At 67.6% G+C, this 17,087-nt stretch carries 19 protein-coding genes and 1 pseudogene; 11 read left to right on the forward strand and 9 right to left on the reverse strand.

All coding sequences use genetic code 11. The annotated features are described in order from the left end of the window. The 3 genes from RMO04_RS06890 to eno all read right to left on the reverse strand — a co-directional run. A partial coding sequence (locus RMO04_RS06890) for a thiamine pyrophosphate-dependent enzyme (protein WP_309644049.1) occupies positions 1-557 on the reverse strand: 557 nt, incomplete at its 3' end. 74 nt (positions 558-631) lie between these two features. Beyond that, the gene (locus RMO04_RS06895; RefSeq protein ID WP_309644050.1) at positions 632-928 is read right to left on the reverse strand and encodes a septum formation initiator family protein; all 297 of its coding nucleotides are present in this window, start codon (positions 926-928) and stop codon (positions 632-634) included. Between the two features lie 94 nt (positions 929-1,022). Beyond that, on the reverse strand, positions 1,023-2,306 hold the full coding sequence (gene eno, locus RMO04_RS06900) for a phosphopyruvate hydratase (RefSeq protein WP_309644051.1): 1,284 nt from the start codon (positions 2,304-2,306) through the stop codon (positions 1,023-1,025). Positions 2,307-2,407: 101 nt separating this feature from the next. On the opposite strand from eno, the gene RMO04_RS06905 reads away from it, so the two are divergent. Next, positions 2,408-3,289, forward strand: a complete 882-nt coding sequence (locus RMO04_RS06905) for a serine hydrolase domain-containing protein (RefSeq protein WP_309644052.1) — start codon at positions 2,408-2,410, stop codon at positions 3,287-3,289. Between the two features lie 26 nt (positions 3,290-3,315). After that, a complete protein-coding gene (locus RMO04_RS06910) occupies positions 3,316-4,092 on the forward strand; it encodes an enoyl-CoA hydratase (RefSeq protein ID WP_309644053.1) in 777 nt (258 codons plus the stop codon). An 84-nt stretch (positions 4,093-4,176) separates the two neighbouring features. Here RMO04_RS06910 and rpmF read toward each other — a convergent pair whose 3' ends face one another. From rpmF to secG, 3 genes are all read right to left on the reverse strand, one after another. Beyond that, positions 4,177-4,359 carry a 50S ribosomal protein L32 gene (gene rpmF / locus RMO04_RS06915; protein WP_309644054.1) on the reverse strand — a complete coding sequence of 61 codons (183 nt, stop codon included), beginning with the start codon at positions 4,357-4,359 and terminating at the stop codon, positions 4,177-4,179. Between the two features lie 139 nt (positions 4,360-4,498). Continuing rightward, complete coding sequence (locus RMO04_RS06920; protein ID WP_309644055.1) at positions 4,499-6,139, reverse strand: CTP synthase; 1,641 nt, start codon at positions 6,137-6,139, stop codon at positions 4,499-4,501. 154 nt (positions 6,140-6,293) lie between these two features. Next, the gene (secG, locus tag RMO04_RS06925; protein WP_309644056.1) at positions 6,294-6,722 is read right to left on the reverse strand and encodes a preprotein translocase subunit SecG; all 429 of its coding nucleotides are present in this window, start codon (positions 6,720-6,722) and stop codon (positions 6,294-6,296) included. Positions 6,723-6,833: 111 nt separating this feature from the next. On the opposite strand from secG, the gene RMO04_RS06930 reads away from it, so the two are divergent. Both RMO04_RS06930 and RMO04_RS06935 read left to right on the forward strand, forming a co-directional pair. Continuing rightward, positions 6,834-7,349: a GNAT family N-acetyltransferase gene (locus RMO04_RS06930; RefSeq protein ID WP_309644057.1), complete on the forward strand. Its 516-nt coding sequence runs from the start codon at positions 6,834-6,836 to the stop codon at positions 7,347-7,349. A 25-nt stretch (positions 7,350-7,374) separates the two neighbouring features. After that, positions 7,375-7,788 (forward strand): VOC family protein, encoded by a 414-nt coding sequence (locus RMO04_RS06935; RefSeq protein WP_309644058.1) that lies wholly within the window; start codon positions 7,375-7,377, stop codon positions 7,786-7,788. Here the strand turns inward: RMO04_RS06935 and tpiA are convergent. After that, entirely contained in the window at positions 7,785-8,528 is a 744-nt protein-coding gene (tpiA, locus tag RMO04_RS06940; protein ID WP_309644059.1) for a triose-phosphate isomerase, read from the reverse strand. The two genes, RMO04_RS06935 and tpiA, sit on opposite strands and share 4 nt — an antisense overlap. 134 nt (positions 8,529-8,662) lie before the next feature. Between tpiA and RMO04_RS06945 the strand changes: the two genes are divergently transcribed. Continuing rightward, the gene (locus tag RMO04_RS06945; RefSeq protein ID WP_309644060.1) at positions 8,663-10,600 is read left to right on the forward strand and encodes a peptidyl-prolyl cis-trans isomerase; all 1,938 of its coding nucleotides are present in this window, start codon (positions 8,663-8,665) and stop codon (positions 10,598-10,600) included. Then, positions 10,597-12,129: an anthranilate synthase component I gene (gene trpE / locus RMO04_RS06950; protein WP_309644061.1), complete on the forward strand. Its 1,533-nt coding sequence runs from the start codon at positions 10,597-10,599 to the stop codon at positions 12,127-12,129. Before RMO04_RS06945 ends, trpE begins: the two co-directional genes overlap by 4 nt. Here trpE and RMO04_RS06955 read toward each other — a convergent pair. Continuing rightward, positions 12,126-12,326 (reverse strand): hypothetical protein, encoded by a 201-nt coding sequence (locus tag RMO04_RS06955; protein WP_309644062.1) that lies wholly within the window; start codon positions 12,324-12,326, stop codon positions 12,126-12,128. The two genes, trpE and RMO04_RS06955, sit on opposite strands and share 4 nt — an antisense overlap. A gap of 79 nt (positions 12,327-12,405) precedes the next feature. Here RMO04_RS06955 and RMO04_RS06960 point away from each other — a divergent pair, with 79 nt between their 5' ends. The 5 genes from RMO04_RS06960 to lexA all read left to right on the forward strand — a co-directional run bounded on the left by RMO04_RS06960 (position 12,406) and on the right by lexA (position 16,570). Further along, positions 12,406-12,996: an aminodeoxychorismate/anthranilate synthase component II gene (locus RMO04_RS06960; protein ID WP_309644063.1), complete on the forward strand. Its 591-nt coding sequence runs from the start codon at positions 12,406-12,408 to the stop codon at positions 12,994-12,996. A gap of 4 nt (positions 12,997-13,000) precedes the next feature. Beyond that, complete coding sequence (gene trpD / locus RMO04_RS06965; RefSeq protein ID WP_309644064.1) at positions 13,001-14,017, forward strand: anthranilate phosphoribosyltransferase; 1,017 nt, start codon at positions 13,001-13,003, stop codon at positions 14,015-14,017. Beyond that, on the forward strand, positions 14,014-14,802 hold the full coding sequence (trpC, locus tag RMO04_RS06970) for an indole-3-glycerol phosphate synthase TrpC (RefSeq protein WP_309644065.1): 789 nt from the start codon (positions 14,014-14,016) through the stop codon (positions 14,800-14,802). The genes trpD and trpC overlap by 4 nt, the downstream gene beginning before the upstream one ends. After that, on the forward strand, positions 14,799-15,764 hold the full coding sequence (locus RMO04_RS06975) for a hypothetical protein (RefSeq protein ID WP_309644066.1): 966 nt from the start codon (positions 14,799-14,801) through the stop codon (positions 15,762-15,764). The genes trpC and RMO04_RS06975 overlap by 4 nt, the downstream gene beginning before the upstream one ends. A gap of 116 nt (positions 15,765-15,880) precedes the next feature. Next, complete coding sequence (gene lexA / locus RMO04_RS06980; RefSeq protein WP_309644067.1) at positions 15,881-16,570, forward strand: transcriptional repressor LexA; 690 nt, start codon at positions 15,881-15,883, stop codon at positions 16,568-16,570. On the opposite strand, the pseudogene RMO04_RS06985 reads toward lexA, so the two are convergent. Continuing rightward, positions 16,551-17,087, reverse strand: a pseudogene (locus RMO04_RS06985) (competence protein ComEC); the annotation flags it as partial. The gene lexA and the pseudogene RMO04_RS06985 overlap by 20 nt on opposite strands.

Here is a 17,087-nt window from a genome sequence, read left to right on the forward strand (position 1 = left end):
AGCTGAGCCATGTTGAAGCTCTCATAGACTTGGCCCTGGTTGGCCGCGCCGTCCCCGAAATAGGTGAAGCTGACCTTCTTGTTGTCCCGGTAGTGGTTGGCCAGCGCCAGTCCGGTGCCCAGCGCCACCTGGGTGCCGACGATGCCGTGACCGCCGTAGAAGTCGGCTTCGGTCGAGAACATGTGCATCGACCCGCCCTTGCCCTTGGACGACCCGCCGGCGCGGCCGGTCAGCTCGGCCATGACCTCGCGGGGATCCATGCCGCAGGCCAGCATGTGGCCGTGATCGCGGTAGCCGGTGATCACCTGATCACCCGGCTCCTTGATCGCCTGCACGCCGACCGCGATGGCTTCCTGGCCGATATAGAGGTGGCAGAAGCCACCGATCAGACCCATGCCGTAAAGCTGCCCCGCCCGCTCTTCGAAGCGGCGGATCATCAGCATGTCGCGGTAGTATTTGAGAAGCTCGTCCTTCGTCACAGGCCCTTCCGAGGAGCCATTGACACCGGTATCATTGAGCTTTCGCCGAGCAGCAGAGGCAGCTTGCCCACGCGCCATACGTCTCTCCCGTAGGAATGCATCATCGCGGTTACGCTCCGCGTTTCCGATCGCTTAGAACGACTTGATCCGCCCTAAGGCTTCACGCGGATCACATAGTCGTTCGGATGCGCGAAGCCTAGCAGGGAACGCGCCCGTTCTTCCAGCAGATCGGCGGAAAGGCTCGTATCGCGCAGAAGCTGCGCGCGCGCCTCCAAATCCTGTCTCTGGGTACGCAGGACCTGGAGTTCGTGGCTCTTAGCCGCGAGCGTGGCGTCGCGCTGGGTCGAGGACAAAAGCCCCCGTTCGCCGGTGAAGGCGTGGAACCCGAAATAGAAGATCAGGAACGCCAGGGCTGCTGTGGGCAGATAGGGGCGGAGACGAGCGAACACGGGCGAATCCAAGACTCCTGAACAGCGCCATCTCACGCAATCGTGCTTAATTTCGCGTTACGTTTCTGGCCGGGCGCGCGACGGGTCGCTGTTCCTACAGGTGCTTGATCGCCTTGGCGCCCAGATAGACGGCCTGGTCGCCCAGCTCTTCTTCGATCCGCAGGAGTTGGTTGTACTTGGCGGTGCGGTCGGAGCGCGAGAGCGAGCCGGTCTTGATCTGCCCGCAGTTGGTCGCGACGGCCAGGTCGGCGATGGTGGCGTCCTCGGTCTCGCCCGAGCGGTGGCTCATCACGGCGGTGTAGGCGGCGCGGTGGGCCATATCCACGGCCTCCAGCGTCTCCGACAGGGTGCCGATCTGGTTGACCTTGACGAGGATGGAGTTGGCTAGCCCCTGCTCGAGGCCCAGCGTCGAAAGCCGCGCGGGGTTGGTGACGAAGAGGTCGTCGCCGACGAGCTGGATCTTGCCGCCCAGTTTGTCGGTGAGCAGCTTCCAGCCTTCCAGGTCGTCCTCGGCCATGCCGTCTTCGATGGTGACGATCGGGAACTTAGCCACGAGGCCGGCCAGGTAGTCGACCATGCCGCCCGGATCGAGCGACTTGCCCTCCCCGTCCATGACGTATTTGCCCCCCTTGAAGAACTCGGTGGAGGCCGCGTCCAGGCCGAGCTGGAAGTCGTCGCCGGCCTTGTAGCCCGCCGCCTGACCCGCCTTCACGATGAAGGCCAGCGCCTCTTCGGCCGAACCGATATTGGGGGCGAAGCCGCCCTCGTCGCCGACATTGGTGTTGTGACCGGCGTCGTGCAGCGCCTTCTTCAGAGCGTGGAAGATCTCCGCGCCCATGCGCAGACCCTCGGCGAAGGTGTCGGCGCCGGTGGGCAGGATCATGAATTCCTGGATGTCGATCGGATTGTCGGCGTGGGCGCCGCCATTGATGATGTTCATCATCGGCACCGGCAGGACACGGGCCGAGACCCCGCCCACATACTTGTAGAGTGGCAGGCCGGCGCTGACCGCCGCGGCCTTGGCGGTGGCCAGGCTGACGCCCAGGATCGCGTTGGCGCCCAGGCGGCTCTTGTTCGGCGTGGCGTCCAGTTCGATCAGCACGCGGTCCAGGCGCTGTTGGTCTTCGGCCTCGAAGCCGCAAAGCGCGTCGTAGATCTCGCCATTGACCGCGTCGACCGCCTGCAGGACGCCCTTGCCCAGATAGCGCTTCTTGTCCCCATCGCGCTTCTCCACGGCTTCGTGCGCGCCGGTCGAGGCGCCGGAGGGCACGGCGGCGCGGCCCATGGCGCCGTCCTCCAGGACCACGTCGACCTCGACCGTCGGATTGCCGCGGCTGTCGAGAATTTCCCGGGCGGTGATGTCGACGATCTCGGTCATGTAAGCTCCTGCGCGTTTGGCGGGACCCTTAGCCAGCTTCGACACTCGGGGCAATCTCGGGCGCCCTTGAGCTACAGCCGGCTTCATGGCGTTCTGCGGCCATGACAAGCGCCTTCGCCCTGCTGGAAGACGGACAGGTCGTGAGCGAGAGGGCTGGCGATCTGGTCGTGCCGTGGTGGAGCTTCGGCAAGTCCATCATCGCCGCGGTCGCCCTGCGACTGGTTGAGCAGGGAAAGTTGTCGCTGGATCGGCCGCTGGACGACTTCAATCTGAGCCACCTGCTGCGCCATCAGTCGGGACTGAGGGACTACGGAGGTGTGGAGGCCTATCACGCCGCCGTGGCCGACCGCGAAGCGCCCTGGTCCCGCGCCGAGCTGCTGGAACGATCGAAAGCCGAGGACCTGCTGTTCAGGCCCGGCGAGGGCTGGGCTTACTCGAACATCGGGTATCTGCGGATCCGGGAGCTGATCGAGGAGGCCTGCGGCTCAGGGCTGGGCGATGCGGCTCGCGATCTGCTGTTCAGGCCCATGGGCCTGGAGGGCGGACGCCTGGCCCTGTTGGCCGACGATCTGGCCGGTGTCACCATGGGCGACGACGCCGGCTACGATCCAGGCTGGGTCTATCACGGCCTGTTTGTCGGCCCCCTCGTCGAAGCCGCCCGGGTGCTGGAGGGCCTGCTTGGCGCAACCTCCCCGCTTTCGGCGTGGTCGCTTCGGCTCATGGCGCAGCGGAGCGCCCTCCCCTGGGCCAACCGTCTGCCTTGGCTGGAGGCTGGCTACGGCATGGGCGTCATGCTGCCCACCCTTCGCGCCGGCTGGGCGGTCCTGGGGCACACCGGCGGCGGGCCGGGCAGCCAGGTGGCCGTCTACAGGCGGATGTCGGGGGCGGTTCGAACCGCGGCGGCCTTCGCCGCGGTCGAGGGGCAGGACCTGGTCGAAACGCGGGTCGTCGATCTCCTGCATACCGAGGTCGGCTTGACTTGATCGCGCCGTCTCCGGTTCATGATCCCATGCTGCTTACCGAGAAGACCGCCGACGGCGTCGCCGTCGTGACCCTGAACCGCCCCGAAGCCATGAACGCGCTGTCCAAGGCGCTGCGGGCGGCCCTGCATGACGCACTGCAGGCCCTGGAGATCGATCCCGAGGTGCGGGTCATCGTTCTGACGGGAGCCGGCGAGCGCGCCTTCACCGCCGGCCTCGACCTGAAGGAACTGGGCGGCGACCCGGACGGCCTGCGCGCCGCAAACGCTGTCGAGCCCTCCGAGAACCCCGCCTGGGCGGTGATCGCCTGCAAGAAGCCGGTGATTGGGGCCATCAACGGCGTGGCGATCACCGGCGGGTTCGAACTCGCGCTTGCCTGCGACGTGCTGATCTGTTCGACCAACGCGCGGTTCGCCGACACCCACGCCCGCGTCGGCATCACCCCAGGGTGGGGTCTGTCGCAAAAGCTCTCACGCGCCATCGGCCCCTACCGCGCCAAGGAACTTTCCCTCAGCGGCAATTTCCTCGACGCCAAGACAGCGTACGAGTGGGGCCTCGCGAACCGCGTGGTCGAACCCGCCGAGCTGATGCCCGCCGCGCTCAAGCTCGCCGCCGACATGGCCACGATCGATTCCGAAATGCTGGTGACCTACAAGGCGATGATCGACGACGGCTACGAGCTGTCCCTGCGCCGCGGCCTGGAGCTCGAGCACGCCCGCTCCACGGTCCATAACCGACATGTGACCCCTGAGATGGTCGAGGATCGCCGCGCGGCGATCCAGGCGCGGGGACGCGGCCAGGGCTGATCCCAAAGCAAAACCGCCCCGCAGGCCGGGCCTGGGGGCGGTGGGCATTGCTTGACGCCGCTTAGAGGCGGCGCGCCGGCAGGACTAGTCTTCCTTCGGCGTCATGACCTGGCGACCCTTGTACATGCCGGTCTTCAGGTCGATGTGGTGGGGGCGCTTCAGTTCGCCGGTTTCCTTGTCTTCAACGAAGGAATTGGCGCCCAGGGCGTGGTGCGAGCGTCGCATGTTGCGCCGCGACGGGGATACTTTGCGTTTCGGAACGGCCATGGGAGGATCTCGCAGGCGTGGAAAATAGAGACGGCGGCCGAACGACCGGCCGCCGACGTGAGCGCGGGTGTATGCCTGAAAGCCCGACTCGTTTCAAGCGCCTGCCGACGTCGTCGGAAAATCGCGCCGTGGACGCGTCCTAGACCAGCCGGCTTCGTTCCTTGGCCGCGCCGATGAAGCTTGCGAACAAGGGGTGCGGGTCGAACGGACGGCTCTTCAGCTCAGGATGGAATTGCACCCCGACAAACCACGGATGGTCGGCGCGCTCGCAGATCTCCGGCAGAACCCCGTCCGGCGAAAGGCCTGAAAACGCCAGGCCCGTCCGTTCGATGGCGTCGCGATAGTCGATATTGACCTCGTAGCGGTGGCGGTGGCGTTCAGTGATCGTCGGGCCGCCATAGATCTCCGCGACCTTGGATCCCGCCGCCAGGATCGCCTCATAGGCCCCCAGGCGCATGGTGCCGCCCAGCGCGTCGCCCTCCTTGCGGACCTCGCGCTCATTGCCCTTGGTCCACTCGGTCATCAGGCCGACGATGGGCTCGGAGGTGGGACCGAACTCGGTGGACGAGGCGTGCGTGATGCCGGCCAGGTTCCGGGCCGCCTCGATCATCGCCATCTGCATGCCGAAGCAGATGCCGAAATAGGGCACCTCGTGCTCGCGGGCGAACTGGACGGCGCGGATCATGCCCTCCGAACCGCGTTCTCCGAAGGCGCCGGGCACCAGAACCCCGTGGACCCCGGTCAGGCGCTCGGAGATCAGCCCCTCCTCCCGCTCGAAGGCCTCGCCCTCGATCCAGTCGAACTTCACGCGGACATTGTTGGCCACGCCCCCGTGGACGAGGGCCTCGACCAGCGACTTATAGGCGTCGCTCAGGCCGGTATATTTGCCGACGATGGCGACGTTCACCTCGCCGTCCGGATTGGTGAGCGTGTCGGAAATCGCCTGCCAGCGGGTCAGGTCCGGCGCCGGCGCGGTCTCGTTCATGCCGAACACGTCCAGCACTTCGCGGTCCAGGCCCTGGGCGTGATAGTCCAGCGGCACGTGATAGATGTTGGTGCTGTCCATGGCCTGGATCACGGCGCTTTCGCGGACATTGCAGAACAGACCGATCTTGCGCCGCTCGCCGGCCGGTATCGGCATCTCGCAGCGACACAGCAGGATGTCCGGCTGGATGCCGATGGACCGCAGCTCCTTCACGGAGTGCTGGGTCGGCTTGGTCTTCATCTCCCCGGCCGTCTTGATGTACGGCAGCAGGGTCAGGTGAATGTAGCAGGCGTGGCCGCGGGGCAGCTCCTGGCCCAGCTGGCGGATCGCCTCGAAGAACGGCAGGCCCTCGATGTCGCCGACGGTGCCGCCAATCTCGACCAGCACGAAGTCGACGCCCTCGCCGGGATCGCTCAGCACGAAGTTGCGGATCTCGTCGGTGACGTGGGGGATCACCTGGACAGTGGCGCCCAGATAGTCGCCACGCCGCTCCTTCTCGATGATGGTCTTGTAGATCTGGCCCGTGGTGATGTTGTCGGCCTTGGTGGCGTTCACCCCGGTGAATCGCTCGTAGTGGCCGAGGTCCAGGTCCGTCTCAGCCCCGTCGTCGGTCACGAAGACCTCGCCGTGCTGATAGGGGCTCATCGTCCCCGGATCGACGTTCAGATAGGGGTCGAGCTTGCGCAGGCGCACGCCGTAGCCGCGAGCCTGCAACAGGGCGCCGAGAGCGGCGGACGCGAGACCTTTTCCCAAGGAGGAGACCACGCCGCCGGTGATGAAAATGTACCGGGTCATGGGCGTTCAGGTTAGCTCTGATTCGGGCGGGGCGCCCCGTCGTGATTCGTGATGAGCTGTGGATCGTGCGGCGGAAGCCCGCGACATCTTGGTCAACAAACGGCGTGAGGGCCGCTCACGCGGCCCTTGGGATGGTTTCACGATCACTCTGGACTCAGGGGTTGGGCGGTGCGGGAGCCGCGGGCTCTTCGCCGACGAAGGGGTTGCGAACCGTCGGCGTCGGCGCGGTTAGCGGCGGGGGCGCGGCGTTCGGCGAGGTCGGCGCGGGTTGAGCCGGCGCGGGCGCCGCGGGCTGGTTGAGACTGTTGGGGTCGATGCTGTCGATCTTCAGGCGGTCGACCACCGAGGAGGCGCCGCGTTCGCGCCCGGCCATCAGGGTCAGCGCCAGGCTCAGCACGAAGAACACCGTGCCCAGGATCCAGGTGACGCGGGTCAGCAGGTCTCCGGCGCCGCGGGCGCTCATGAAGCCGGTAGGCCCGCCGCCCATCCCCAGCGCGCCGCCCTCGGAGCGCTGAAGCAGCACCACGGCGATGAGCGCGACGCAGACGATGATGTGAATGGTGAGCAGAATGCCGAGCAGCATGAGGTCGTCCGATACGTTCGGGCGGTCGCCCGCACCGAAATGAAGCGCGCGCTCTACCACCGGGAAGTTCGCAAGGCCATAGCTAGGGCGTCGCAGGTCGCAGGCAAGCTCATGATTCTTGAAACCGAACGCCTCAGTCTCCGGCCCCTGGAGCCCTCCGACGCCGACCGCCTGTTCCCCATCCTGAGCGACCCGGAAGTCATGGCCCACTGGGACGTGCCCGAGATCGACGACCCCGACGTGGTGCGTGAGGTCGTGGAGGGGCAGGTCGCCGACGTGGAGATCAACCGCGCCATTCATTGGACGATTTTGACCCTGGGCGAGGAGCGATTCCTGGGCGCTTGCGATCTGTCCGACATCGACCGCCGCCATAAGCGCGCCGAGATCGGCTTCATGCTGGGCCGCGGCGCCTGGGGCCAGGGCTATGCCCTGGAGGCCATGCGGGCGGTGATCGCCTTCGCCGCGTCCTCAGGCTTCCGGCGGCTGAGCGCCCGGACCCACCTGGGCAACCTGCGCTCCGACGCCCTGCTGGTGAAGCTTGGCTTCAAGGAGGAAGGCCTGTTGCGCGGCCACGTGCTGCGCGACGGCGACCGCCGCGACTGTCGGCTGTTCGGCCTCTTGCTTTAGGCCTGGAAGCTCCGATCTGAGGGTCATGACAAACCCCATCACCCTGGCCGGCTTCGACCACATCGTCCTTCGGATCAGCGACAAGGCGGCGATGATCGCCTTCTACACCGATGTCCTGGGCGCCGGCGTCGACTGGGATCGGCCGGAACTGGGCCTTACCCACCTGCGTATCGGCGACGATCTCATCGACCTGGTGACCGTCGACGGGCGGCTGGGCGTCCTGGGCGGGGCCGCGCCGGGCCTAGAAGGCCGCAACCTGGACCACGTCTGCCTGCGCGTGCGCCCCTTCGACGAGGCGGCCATCCGCGCGCACCTGACGGCGCATGGCGTGACCATCGCCGACGAAGGCGAGCGTTATGGCGCCGACGGCGACGGTCTGTCGCTTTATATTCAGGACCCGGAGGGCAATACCATCGAGCTGAAGGGGCCGAGCGCCTAGAGCGCGCCAATGATCCCAAGGAAATCCTCGGCCTTCAGCGAGGCGCCGCCGACCAGGGCGCCGCCGACCTCAGCCGCACGAAGGATTTCGGCGGCGTTCGAAGGTTTCACCGAGCCGCCGTAGAGAATCGGCGGGACCTTGCCGTGGTCGCCGAAGATCTCGACCAGGGTGGCGCGGATGGCGACATGGACCTCTTCGATCTCGGCCAGCGACGGGGTAAGGCCGGTCCCGATGGCCCAGACGGGTTCATAGGCGACGCAGAAGGCCTTGCCCGCCAACTCGGCCGGCAGCGATCCCCTCACCTGCCCGGTGACGATCTCCAGCGCCTTGCCGGCCTTGCGCTCATCCAGGGTCTCGCCCACGCAGACGATCGGTTCGAGGCCCGCGGCGAGCGCGGCGGACGTCTTGGCCGCGACAATGGCGTCGGTCTCGCCATACCCCGCGCGCCGCTCCGAGTGACCCAGGATCACCAGCCTCGCCCCGGCATCGACCAGCATCGCGGCCGAGACGTCGCCGGTGAAGGCGCCAGACGCCTCGGCGCGGCAGTCCTGGCCGCCGACCAGAAGCTTGGTGCCCTTCAAGGTGTCGGCGGCGCGGGCTGTCAGGGTCGCGGGCGGGCAGATCGCCACGCGGGCGGTCGTCGCCCCCAGTCCGGCGGCGGTGGCCAGCGCCTCGTTCAGCGAGGCCGCGACCCCATTCATCTTCCAATTGCCAGCGATCAGGGGGGCGGGAGTGGTCATCGGGGCCTCGTTTCCAGTGCTTGCTGGCGCGTTAAGCCAAGCCGCACTTTCTGTCACGCGCTTGCGGGGGGGAAGCGCCCTCCACTATACCCCCGGTTCCACAGTTCACGCCGAACAGGCTCAGGTAAGATCAGATGCTCGTCGCCACACGCAAATTCGCGAAATCCTGGGTCGCCGCCGTCCTCATCGGTCTGCTGATCATCAGCTTCGCGATCTTCGGCATCAACGATGCGTTCAAGGGCAATTTCTCGAATGACGTGATCACCGCGGGATCGCGGGGGGTCAGCGCCGCCGACTTCAAGCGGGAGTTCGACGCCTTCCGCAAGAACGCCGAGCAGCAGATGGGCCAACCGGTCACCGTTGAGATGGCCGTCGAGAACAAGGTCGACACCCGTGTCCTGGAGGAGCTCGCCTCGCGCGAAGCCTTTGGCGAGATGCTCTACCGGGCCGGCATCCGTCCGTCGGACGGCCTGATGGAGAAGGAGATCCGCAAGATCCAAGCCTTCTTCAACCCGATCTCCGGCGCCTTCGATAAGAATCTCTACCTGCAGCGCCTGAACGAAGCAGGCATGACGCCCGAGAAGTTCGACACGGTCATGCGCGACGAAATCGCTCAGGCCCACACGATCTCGGCCATGGTCAACGGGCTGCGCGTGCCGCGCGCCTACACCGCGCTGGCCGCCGTTTACGGCCTGGAAGCCCGCGACGTGGGGTTCTTCCCCATCGATCCGCGCAGCGTTGAACCGCCCAAGCCGCCCACCGACGCCGAACTCACCGCCTTCATGCAGCAGAACGCCGAGCGGCTGACGCGCCCCGAACTGCGCGTGCTGACGCTGGTGGCCTTCAGTCCAGCCCTGATCCAAGGCGACCTGCCTATTGACGAGGCCGAGGTTCAGAAGCGCTACGACTTCCGAAAGGACACCCTGGCCAAGCCCGAGACCCGGTCGCTGATCCAGGTTCCGGCCAAGGACGCCGCGGTGGCCAAGGCGGTCGCCGATCGCCTGGCCAAGGGCGAGGACGCCACCGCCGTCGCGCGTTCGCTGGGCGTCGAGCCCATCGTCTATGTCGACAAGCCGCGCACCGCCATCGCCGATCCGCGGGTCGGCCAGGCCGTGTTCGCGCTGAAGGCCGGCGAGATCTCCGCCCCGATCCAGGGCGCGCTTGGCTACGCCGTGGTGCGGGTCACCAAGATCACCCCCGGCCAGACCGTGGCTCTGGCCGACATTCGTCCGCAGATCGAGGCAGAGCTGCGCAAGGACGCCGCCGCGGAGAAGGTCTACGCGCTCAGCCAGGCTTACGAAGACGCTCACGCGGGGGGCGCGAACCTGCCCGACGCCGCCAAGAAGGCGGGCGTGCCGTCGATGACCATCGGCCCGGTCACGGCCCAGGGTGTCGGCGGCCAGGGCCAGCCTGTTCCCGGCTTGACGCCGAAAATATTGGAAGCGGCCTTCGCCCTGCCCGCCGGCGGCGAAAGCGACATCCAGGAGGTCGGCAACGGGGAATATTTCGCCGTCCGCGTCGAGCGGGTGATCCCCAAGTCGATGCCGCCGCTGGCCGAGGTCAAGCCGCAGCTCACACGCGTCTGGATGATGCGCGAGATGGTCAAGCGGATGCAGGCTAAGGCCGACGGCTTCGTCGCGCGTATGAACAAGGGCGAAACCCTGGAGGCCGTCGCGACCTCGGCCGGAACCCAAGTGGCCCGCGTGGCCGCCCTCGATCGCCAGAACGCCGAGCAGTCGCAGGCCCTGTCGCGCGACGCCCTGGTCAAGGCCTTCGGCGCCAAGCCGGGCGAGGTCTTCGTCGCAGAGGACCCCCGATTCGGCCTGGTGGTGGCCAAGCTGGAAGCGGTCCGCGCGCCCAGCGGCGCGAACCTGGCCCGCCTGACCGAGGAAGGCCGCCCGCAAATGACCATGGGGGTGTTCCGCGAGATCGGCGAAACCGCCCGCCGCGCCGCGCGCCAGGAGATCAAGGTGAAGATCTATCCGGACAAGGCGCGCCTGGCGTTGGGCCTGGAGCCCTTGAAGGAAGACCCGAAGGCCGGCGCCCCCGGCAAGGCGGAGAAGAGCAAGTGACGATCGAACCTGCGTTTGCGGACTTTGAGACCAAGTATGCTCAAGGCGCGCCGCAGGTGGTCTGGACCCGCCTGATCGACGATCTGGAGACGCCGGTCTCGGCCTATCTGAAGATCGCCCACGGACGGCCCTACGCGTTCCTGTTCGAATCCGTCGAGGGCGGGGCGCATCGCGGCCGCTACTCGGTCATCGCCATGAAGCCCGACCTCGTCTGGAGGTGCCGGGGCGACAAGGCCGAGATCGCGGTGGGACCGGACATCGAGGCGGGACGATTCCAGTCCCAGGCCGGCGGAGCCTTGGATTCGCTGCGCGACCTGGTGGCGCGTTCCCGGCTGGACCTGCCCGACGGCCTGCCGCCGATGTCGGCGGGGGTGTTCGGGGCTATCGGCTACGACATGATCCGGCTGGTCGAGCGCCTGCCCAACGTCAACCCCGACCCCCTCGACCTACCCGACGGCCTGATGACCCGACCGTCCATGGTCGCCATCTTCGACGCCATCGCCCAGGAGATCGTGCTGGTCACCACGGTGCGGCCCTCCGAGCTGCCCGCCAAGGTCGCCTATGAGGACGCCAAGGCCCGTCTGGCCGAGGTGATGGCCGACCTACGGAGCTCGGCCCCGCCCTTGGCCGGCGACGGCGTTCCCGAGCCGGACAGGTTCACCACCCCGGTCAGCCGCGAGGACTATCATCGCATCGTGGCGCGGGCGAAGGACTACATCCTGGCCGGCGACATCTTCCAGGTGGTGCCCAGCCACCGGTTCCGCGCACCGTTCGCCCTTGACCCATTCGCGCTCTACCGGTCCCTGCGGCGGACGAACCCCTCGCCGTTCCTGTTCTATCTAAACTTCGGCGATTTCCAGCTTGCGGGGTCCAGCCCGGAAATCCTGGTGCGGCTGCGCGACGGCAAGATCACGATCCGTCCCATCGCCGGCACCCGCCCCCGCGGCGCGACGCCCGAAGAGGACCGCCGCCTTGAGGCCGAGCTGATCGCCGATCCCAAGGAGCGCGCCGAACACCTGATGCTGTTGGATCTGGGGCGCAACGATGTGGGACGCGTGGCCATGCTGAAGGCCTCGGGCGCCAACGAGCCGCCGCAGCCGTCGCGCGGGCCCCGCGTCCGCGTCACGGGCTCATTCTTCGTCGAGCGATATAGCCACGTCATGCACCTGGTCTCCAACGTCGAGGGCGACGCCCCCGAAGGCCTGGACCCGGTCGACGTCCTGATGGCCGCCTTGCCCGCCGGCACCCTCTCCGGCGCACCCAAGGTCCGCGCCATGGAGATCATCGATGAGCTGGAGCAGGAGAAGCGCGGCATCGCCTATGCCGGCGCGGTCGGCTACTTCGGCGCCGACGGCTCGGTGGACACCTGCATCGTCCTGCGCACCGCCTGCTTCAAGGACGGGACCATGTACGTCCAGGCGGGCGGCGGCGTGGTCGCCGACAGCGACGCCGACGCGGAATACGACGAGACCCTGCACAAGGCGAAAGCCCTGCGCAGCGCAGCCGAAGAGGCGTGGCGTTTCGTCTAACGCGTCCGCTCGACTATGGGGGTCGTGGTCACCGGCGGGGCCAGGATCATCGCTGTGGCGAGCGCCAGCGCCGTCGAGGCGGCGAAAGCCGCCGCGCACAGCGCGGGCCACACCCGCTCGCGAACCTCAGGTCCCTTCAGCAGTCGGCGGGCTCTGGCGATCATCGTGGCGTCGAGGGCGGAATCGGCGGGCGGCATGGCCACAGCATCCCGCCAAAGGCGCCTCACCGCAATGCGGGGTCTTGGCGCGGCCCAAAGCGCAGCCTAGAGAACCCGTATGATCCTGGTGATCGATAACTACGACAGCTTCACCTACAACCTGGTTCATTATCTGAACGAGCTGGGGGCGGAGACGCTTGTCTATCGCAATGACGCGCTGAGCGTTCAGGAGGCGCTCGGCCTGCGCCCCCAAGGCGTGTTGCTGTCGCCGGGTCCCTGCACGCCCAACGAGGCCGGCATCTGCCTGGGTCTTCTGGGCGCGGCGCCGGAAGACCTGCCCATCCTCGGCGTCTGCCTGGGTCACCAGGCCATCGGCCAGGCCTATGGCGGCGACGTGGTGCGCGCCAAGCAGGTGATGCACGGCAAGACCAGCGCCATCAGCCACAACGGCAAGGGCATCTTCCGGGGCCTGCCCGATCCCTTCACCGCGACCCGCTATCACAGCCTCTCGGTCGAGCGCGACACCCTCCCCGCCGAGCTGGAAGTGTCGGCCTGGACCGAAGACGGCGAGATCATGGGCTTCGCCCACCGCAGCCGCCCGGTCCACGGCGTGCAGTTCCATCCCGAGTCCATCGCCACCGAGGGCGGTCACCTGATGCTGGCCAACTTCCTGGAACTGGCCGGCGGCAAGCCGCTGGAAGTCGCCTAGCGGCATGTCTGACGCCTTCAAACCGCTGCTGGGCCGCCTGGCTGACGGCGGGACTCTCACCGAGGACGACGCAGGCGATTTCTTCGCCGCCTGCCTGCGCGGAGAACCGACACCGGCCCAGGTCGCCGCGGCCGTCACCGCCATGCGCATGCGCGGCGAGACCATTGGCGAGATCACCGCCTGCGCGCGCGCCATGCGCAAGGCCGCGGTGCATCTGGAGTTGCCCTACGAGACCATGGACGTCTGCGGCACCGGCGGCGACGGCCTGCATACCCTGAACATCTCCACCGCCGTGGGCTTCGTGGTGGCGGGCGGCGGCATCAAGGTCGCCAAGCATGGCAACCGGGCGCTGTCGTCGAAATCCGGCGCGGCCGATGTGCTCGGCGAACTGGGCGTCAATATCTCGGCCTCAGGGGTCCGCCAGCGACAGGCGCTGGACGAGGCCGGCATCTGCTTCATGTTCGCGCCCACCCATCACGGCGCCATGCGGCATGTCTCGCCGATCCGTGCGGAGTTGGGGTTCCGAACCATCTTCAACCTGCTGGGGCCGTTGACCAATCCGGCCGGGGCGCAGCGCCAGGTCATGGGCGTGTTCGCCGACCGCTGGGTGGAGCCGCTGGCTCGCGTGCTGGGCGCTCTGGGCTCGACGCGGGCGTGGGTGGTGCATGGCGGCGGCATGGACGAGATGACCACCACGGGCGAGACCAGCGTGGCGGAGTATCGCGACGGCCAGGTTCGGCTGTTCACGATCACCCCGGAGGCCGTTGGCCTGCCGCGCGCGGCCCTGGCCGATCTGACCGGCGGATCGCCGGCGGACAACGCCAAGGCGCTTAGCGATCTGCTGGATGGAGCCAAGAGCCCCTATCGCGACATCGTGCTGCTGAACGCCGCCGCCGCCTTCCTGGTCGGTGACCAGGTCGAGACCCTTCGCGACGGCGTCGGGCTGGCCGCGCAGGTGATCGACGACGGCCGGGCCAAGGCGACACTCGCCAAGCTGGTCGCCATCTCCAACCTCCCATGAGCGACATCCTCGACAAGATCGCCGCCTACAAGCGCGATGAGGTGATCGAGCGTAAGGCCCGCCGCTCACTTGACGACCTGGAGCGCGCCGCCAGGGCCGCCTCCCCGCCCCGCGGGTTCCGCGCGGCGCTGGAGCGACGCCATGCGCCGGGCCGTCTGGCGCTGATCGCCGAGATCAAGAAGGCTTCTCCGTCCAAGGGTCTGATCCGCGAAGACTTCGATCCGCCCGCCCTGGCCCAGGCCTATGAGGCCGGCGGCGCGGCATGCCTTTCGGTGCTGACCGACACCCCGAGCTTCCAGGGGGCCGACGGCTTCCTCGCCGCCGCGCGCGACACCGTGGCCTTGCCCGCCCTACGCAAGGAGTTCCTGGTCGACCCGTGGCAGGTCGCCGAGTCGCGGGGTTTCGGCGCCGACGCGATCCTGGTGATCCTGGCCATGGTGGACGACGCCTTGGCCGCCGACCTGATGTCGGAGGCCGCCCGCCTCCAAATGGACGCCCTGGTCGAGGTCCATGACGAGGCCGAGATGGCCCGCGCGGGAGCTCTGGGCGCGCGACTTGTAGGGGTCAACAATCGCGATCTGCGCACCTTCAACGTCGACCTGGCCATCACCGAGCGGCTCGCCGCCGCCGCGCCCGACGATGCGCTGCTGGTCACTGAGAGCGGCCTCTTCACGCCCGCCGACGCCGCGCGACTCGAACGCTGCGGTGCGCGCGCCATGCTGGTCGGCGAGAGCCTGATGCGCCAGGCCGACGTGGCCGCCGCCACGCGGGCCCTGCTCGCTTGATCGGCGCGCGCCGGCGCGTCGAGGCCGCCAAGGCCCGGCAGGCGGGCAAGGCCCTGATCGCTCCCGGCGGCTGGGTCTTCCTGGTCAACGACACCCACGACTTCCTGAGCTGGCAGTTCGGGCTGAAGCGCTGGTCGCGCGCGGAGCGCGACCGGGTCGCAGCTACCCTGGCCGAGCGTCGGCGGCTGATCGCGCCTGCGCCCTACCTCATGTTTATCAGCCCGGAAAAGAGCGTCGCATATCGCGAGTGGCTGCCGCTCGGACTGGACAGGTTGCGCCTCTCCCGCCGTCGCCCGGCGGTCCTCCTGGCCGCCATGGCGCCTCAGGCCGTGCGCTATCTCGCCCACGCCTTCGAGCCGCTGAAACGCTTCGGCCTGCTTTACTTTCGCGGCGACACCCACGTGAACTGGCTGGGCGCCTATCACCTCTATCGACTGGCCATCGAGGCAGCGCGGGAGGCGGGAATCTCGACCCCGCCGGCCAAGACCTACGGCGAGATGCGCGCCTGGATCGCGGGCATGGAGGGCGACGTATATGTCCAGATCGACGAGGGTCAGAAGGCCGAGTTCGAAGCGGAGGCCAGACATGGCCGGGCCCGTGGAACAATGCTGGAACTCACCATCGCGCTGTCGGTGCGCGACGATGAGCTCAAGGCCCGAACCATTGAGATCCCGCAGGACTACGCCGAGGTGTTCGACGGTCGCGAACTGATCATCAAGGAACAGGACGACAAGACCCTGCCGACCGCCGTGGTCTTCCGAGACTCGACGGCAACCCTGAGCATCGATTTCCTGGCCGAGCACTTCTCACGGTCGGTCTATGTCTGGCACGAGGGCGACGTGATCGCCGACTTCATCGAACGCGAGAAACCCGACGTTGTGCTGCACTTCGTGGCCGAGCGATTCCTCGCGGCCTACCCCTCGACCCAGCCCCTGAGTCGTCTGCCGCCGAAGTCGACTTGACCCGCTGAAGGAAAGCCCAGAGATTTCAAGGCTGAAGGTGGTAACTTGACATTAATCAGGAACACCTAGAGAACATTTCCAACGTTTGCGCTTTGTTCTCCAAGGGCCCGACTGCCATGCTCACCCGTAAACAACACGAACTTCTCATGTTCATTCATGAGCGGATCAAGGAAAGCGGCGTTTCGCCCTCGTTCGACGAGATGAAAGAGGCGTTGGATCTGGCGTCCAAGTCCGGGATTCACCGGCTGATCACGGCGCTGGAGGAGCGTGGCTTCCTCCGCCGTCTGCCGCACAGGGCCAGGGCCTTGGAGGTGGTGAAGCTGCCGCAACAGGCGACGACCTCGTCGCCGCCCAAGGGTCGCTCGCCCTTCAAGCCGCAGCTGGTCGAGGCCGGACAGCCCCAGCCCAACCCGGCCAACGACACTCGAGACCTGCCGGTCCTGGGCAAGATCGCCGCGGGGACGCCCATCGAGGCGATCCAGCAGGAACGCGACCGTCTGCCGGTGCCCGAGAGCATGTTGGGCGCGGGCGAGCACTTCGTGCTCGAAGTCCAGGGCGACTCGATGATCAACGCCGGCATTCTCGACGGCGACTATGTGGTGATCCGCCGGACCGACGCCGCCAATTCCGGCGACATCGTCGTGGCCCTGGTCATGGGCGAGGAAGCCACCCTCAAGCGTTTGCGCCGCAAGGGTGCCTCGATCGCGCTGGAGGCCTCCAACCCCGCCTATGAGACCCGCATTTTCGGGCCTGACCAGGTGCAGGTCCAGGGCCGGCTGGTCTGCCTCATCCGCCGCTACCACTAAGCGACCAGGGGCGCTGGCCGCGCAGGTCCTGCGCCCATACGATCCGCCAACCGGCCGGCTCCCGATAGAGCTCGGCCGAGCCGCCTCGGGCGAAATCGGCCTCAGTCAGGGTCAGGGCGCTGGGGCACGGCGCGGCCTTGCCACGGACGACCACCACGTCCGCCCACTCGCAGAACAGAGGCGCCTTGCGCGCGATGGTCGAGGGCCTGCGGGTCATGATGGCCGCAACCCGGGGCGCGAGCGCGCCTGGGCGCGGCGCACACGACCAGCGATCACAGTCATAGGCCTGATCGCGACGCGCCAACCCGTCCTGGGGAACCGCGAGTCCACGCCGCCGCGCCCATAGCTCGGCGGCGAACAGCTTGGCGTCAGGGCGAAACAGGACTGCGTCATCGCCAGATCTCACCGCCACCGCCGACCCGTCGGCGGAAATCCAGGCGTCCGGCGCCGGTGGCCGGGGATACAGCGCCACGCTCAGCGCGAACGGCAGACCCAACCAGCGCAAGGGTCCTCGACA

The sequence above is a fragment of the Phenylobacterium sp. genome, assembly GCF_031412415.1.
In the GTDB taxonomy this organism is placed as follows: domain Bacteria; phylum Pseudomonadota; class Alphaproteobacteria; order Caulobacterales; family Caulobacteraceae; genus Phenylobacterium.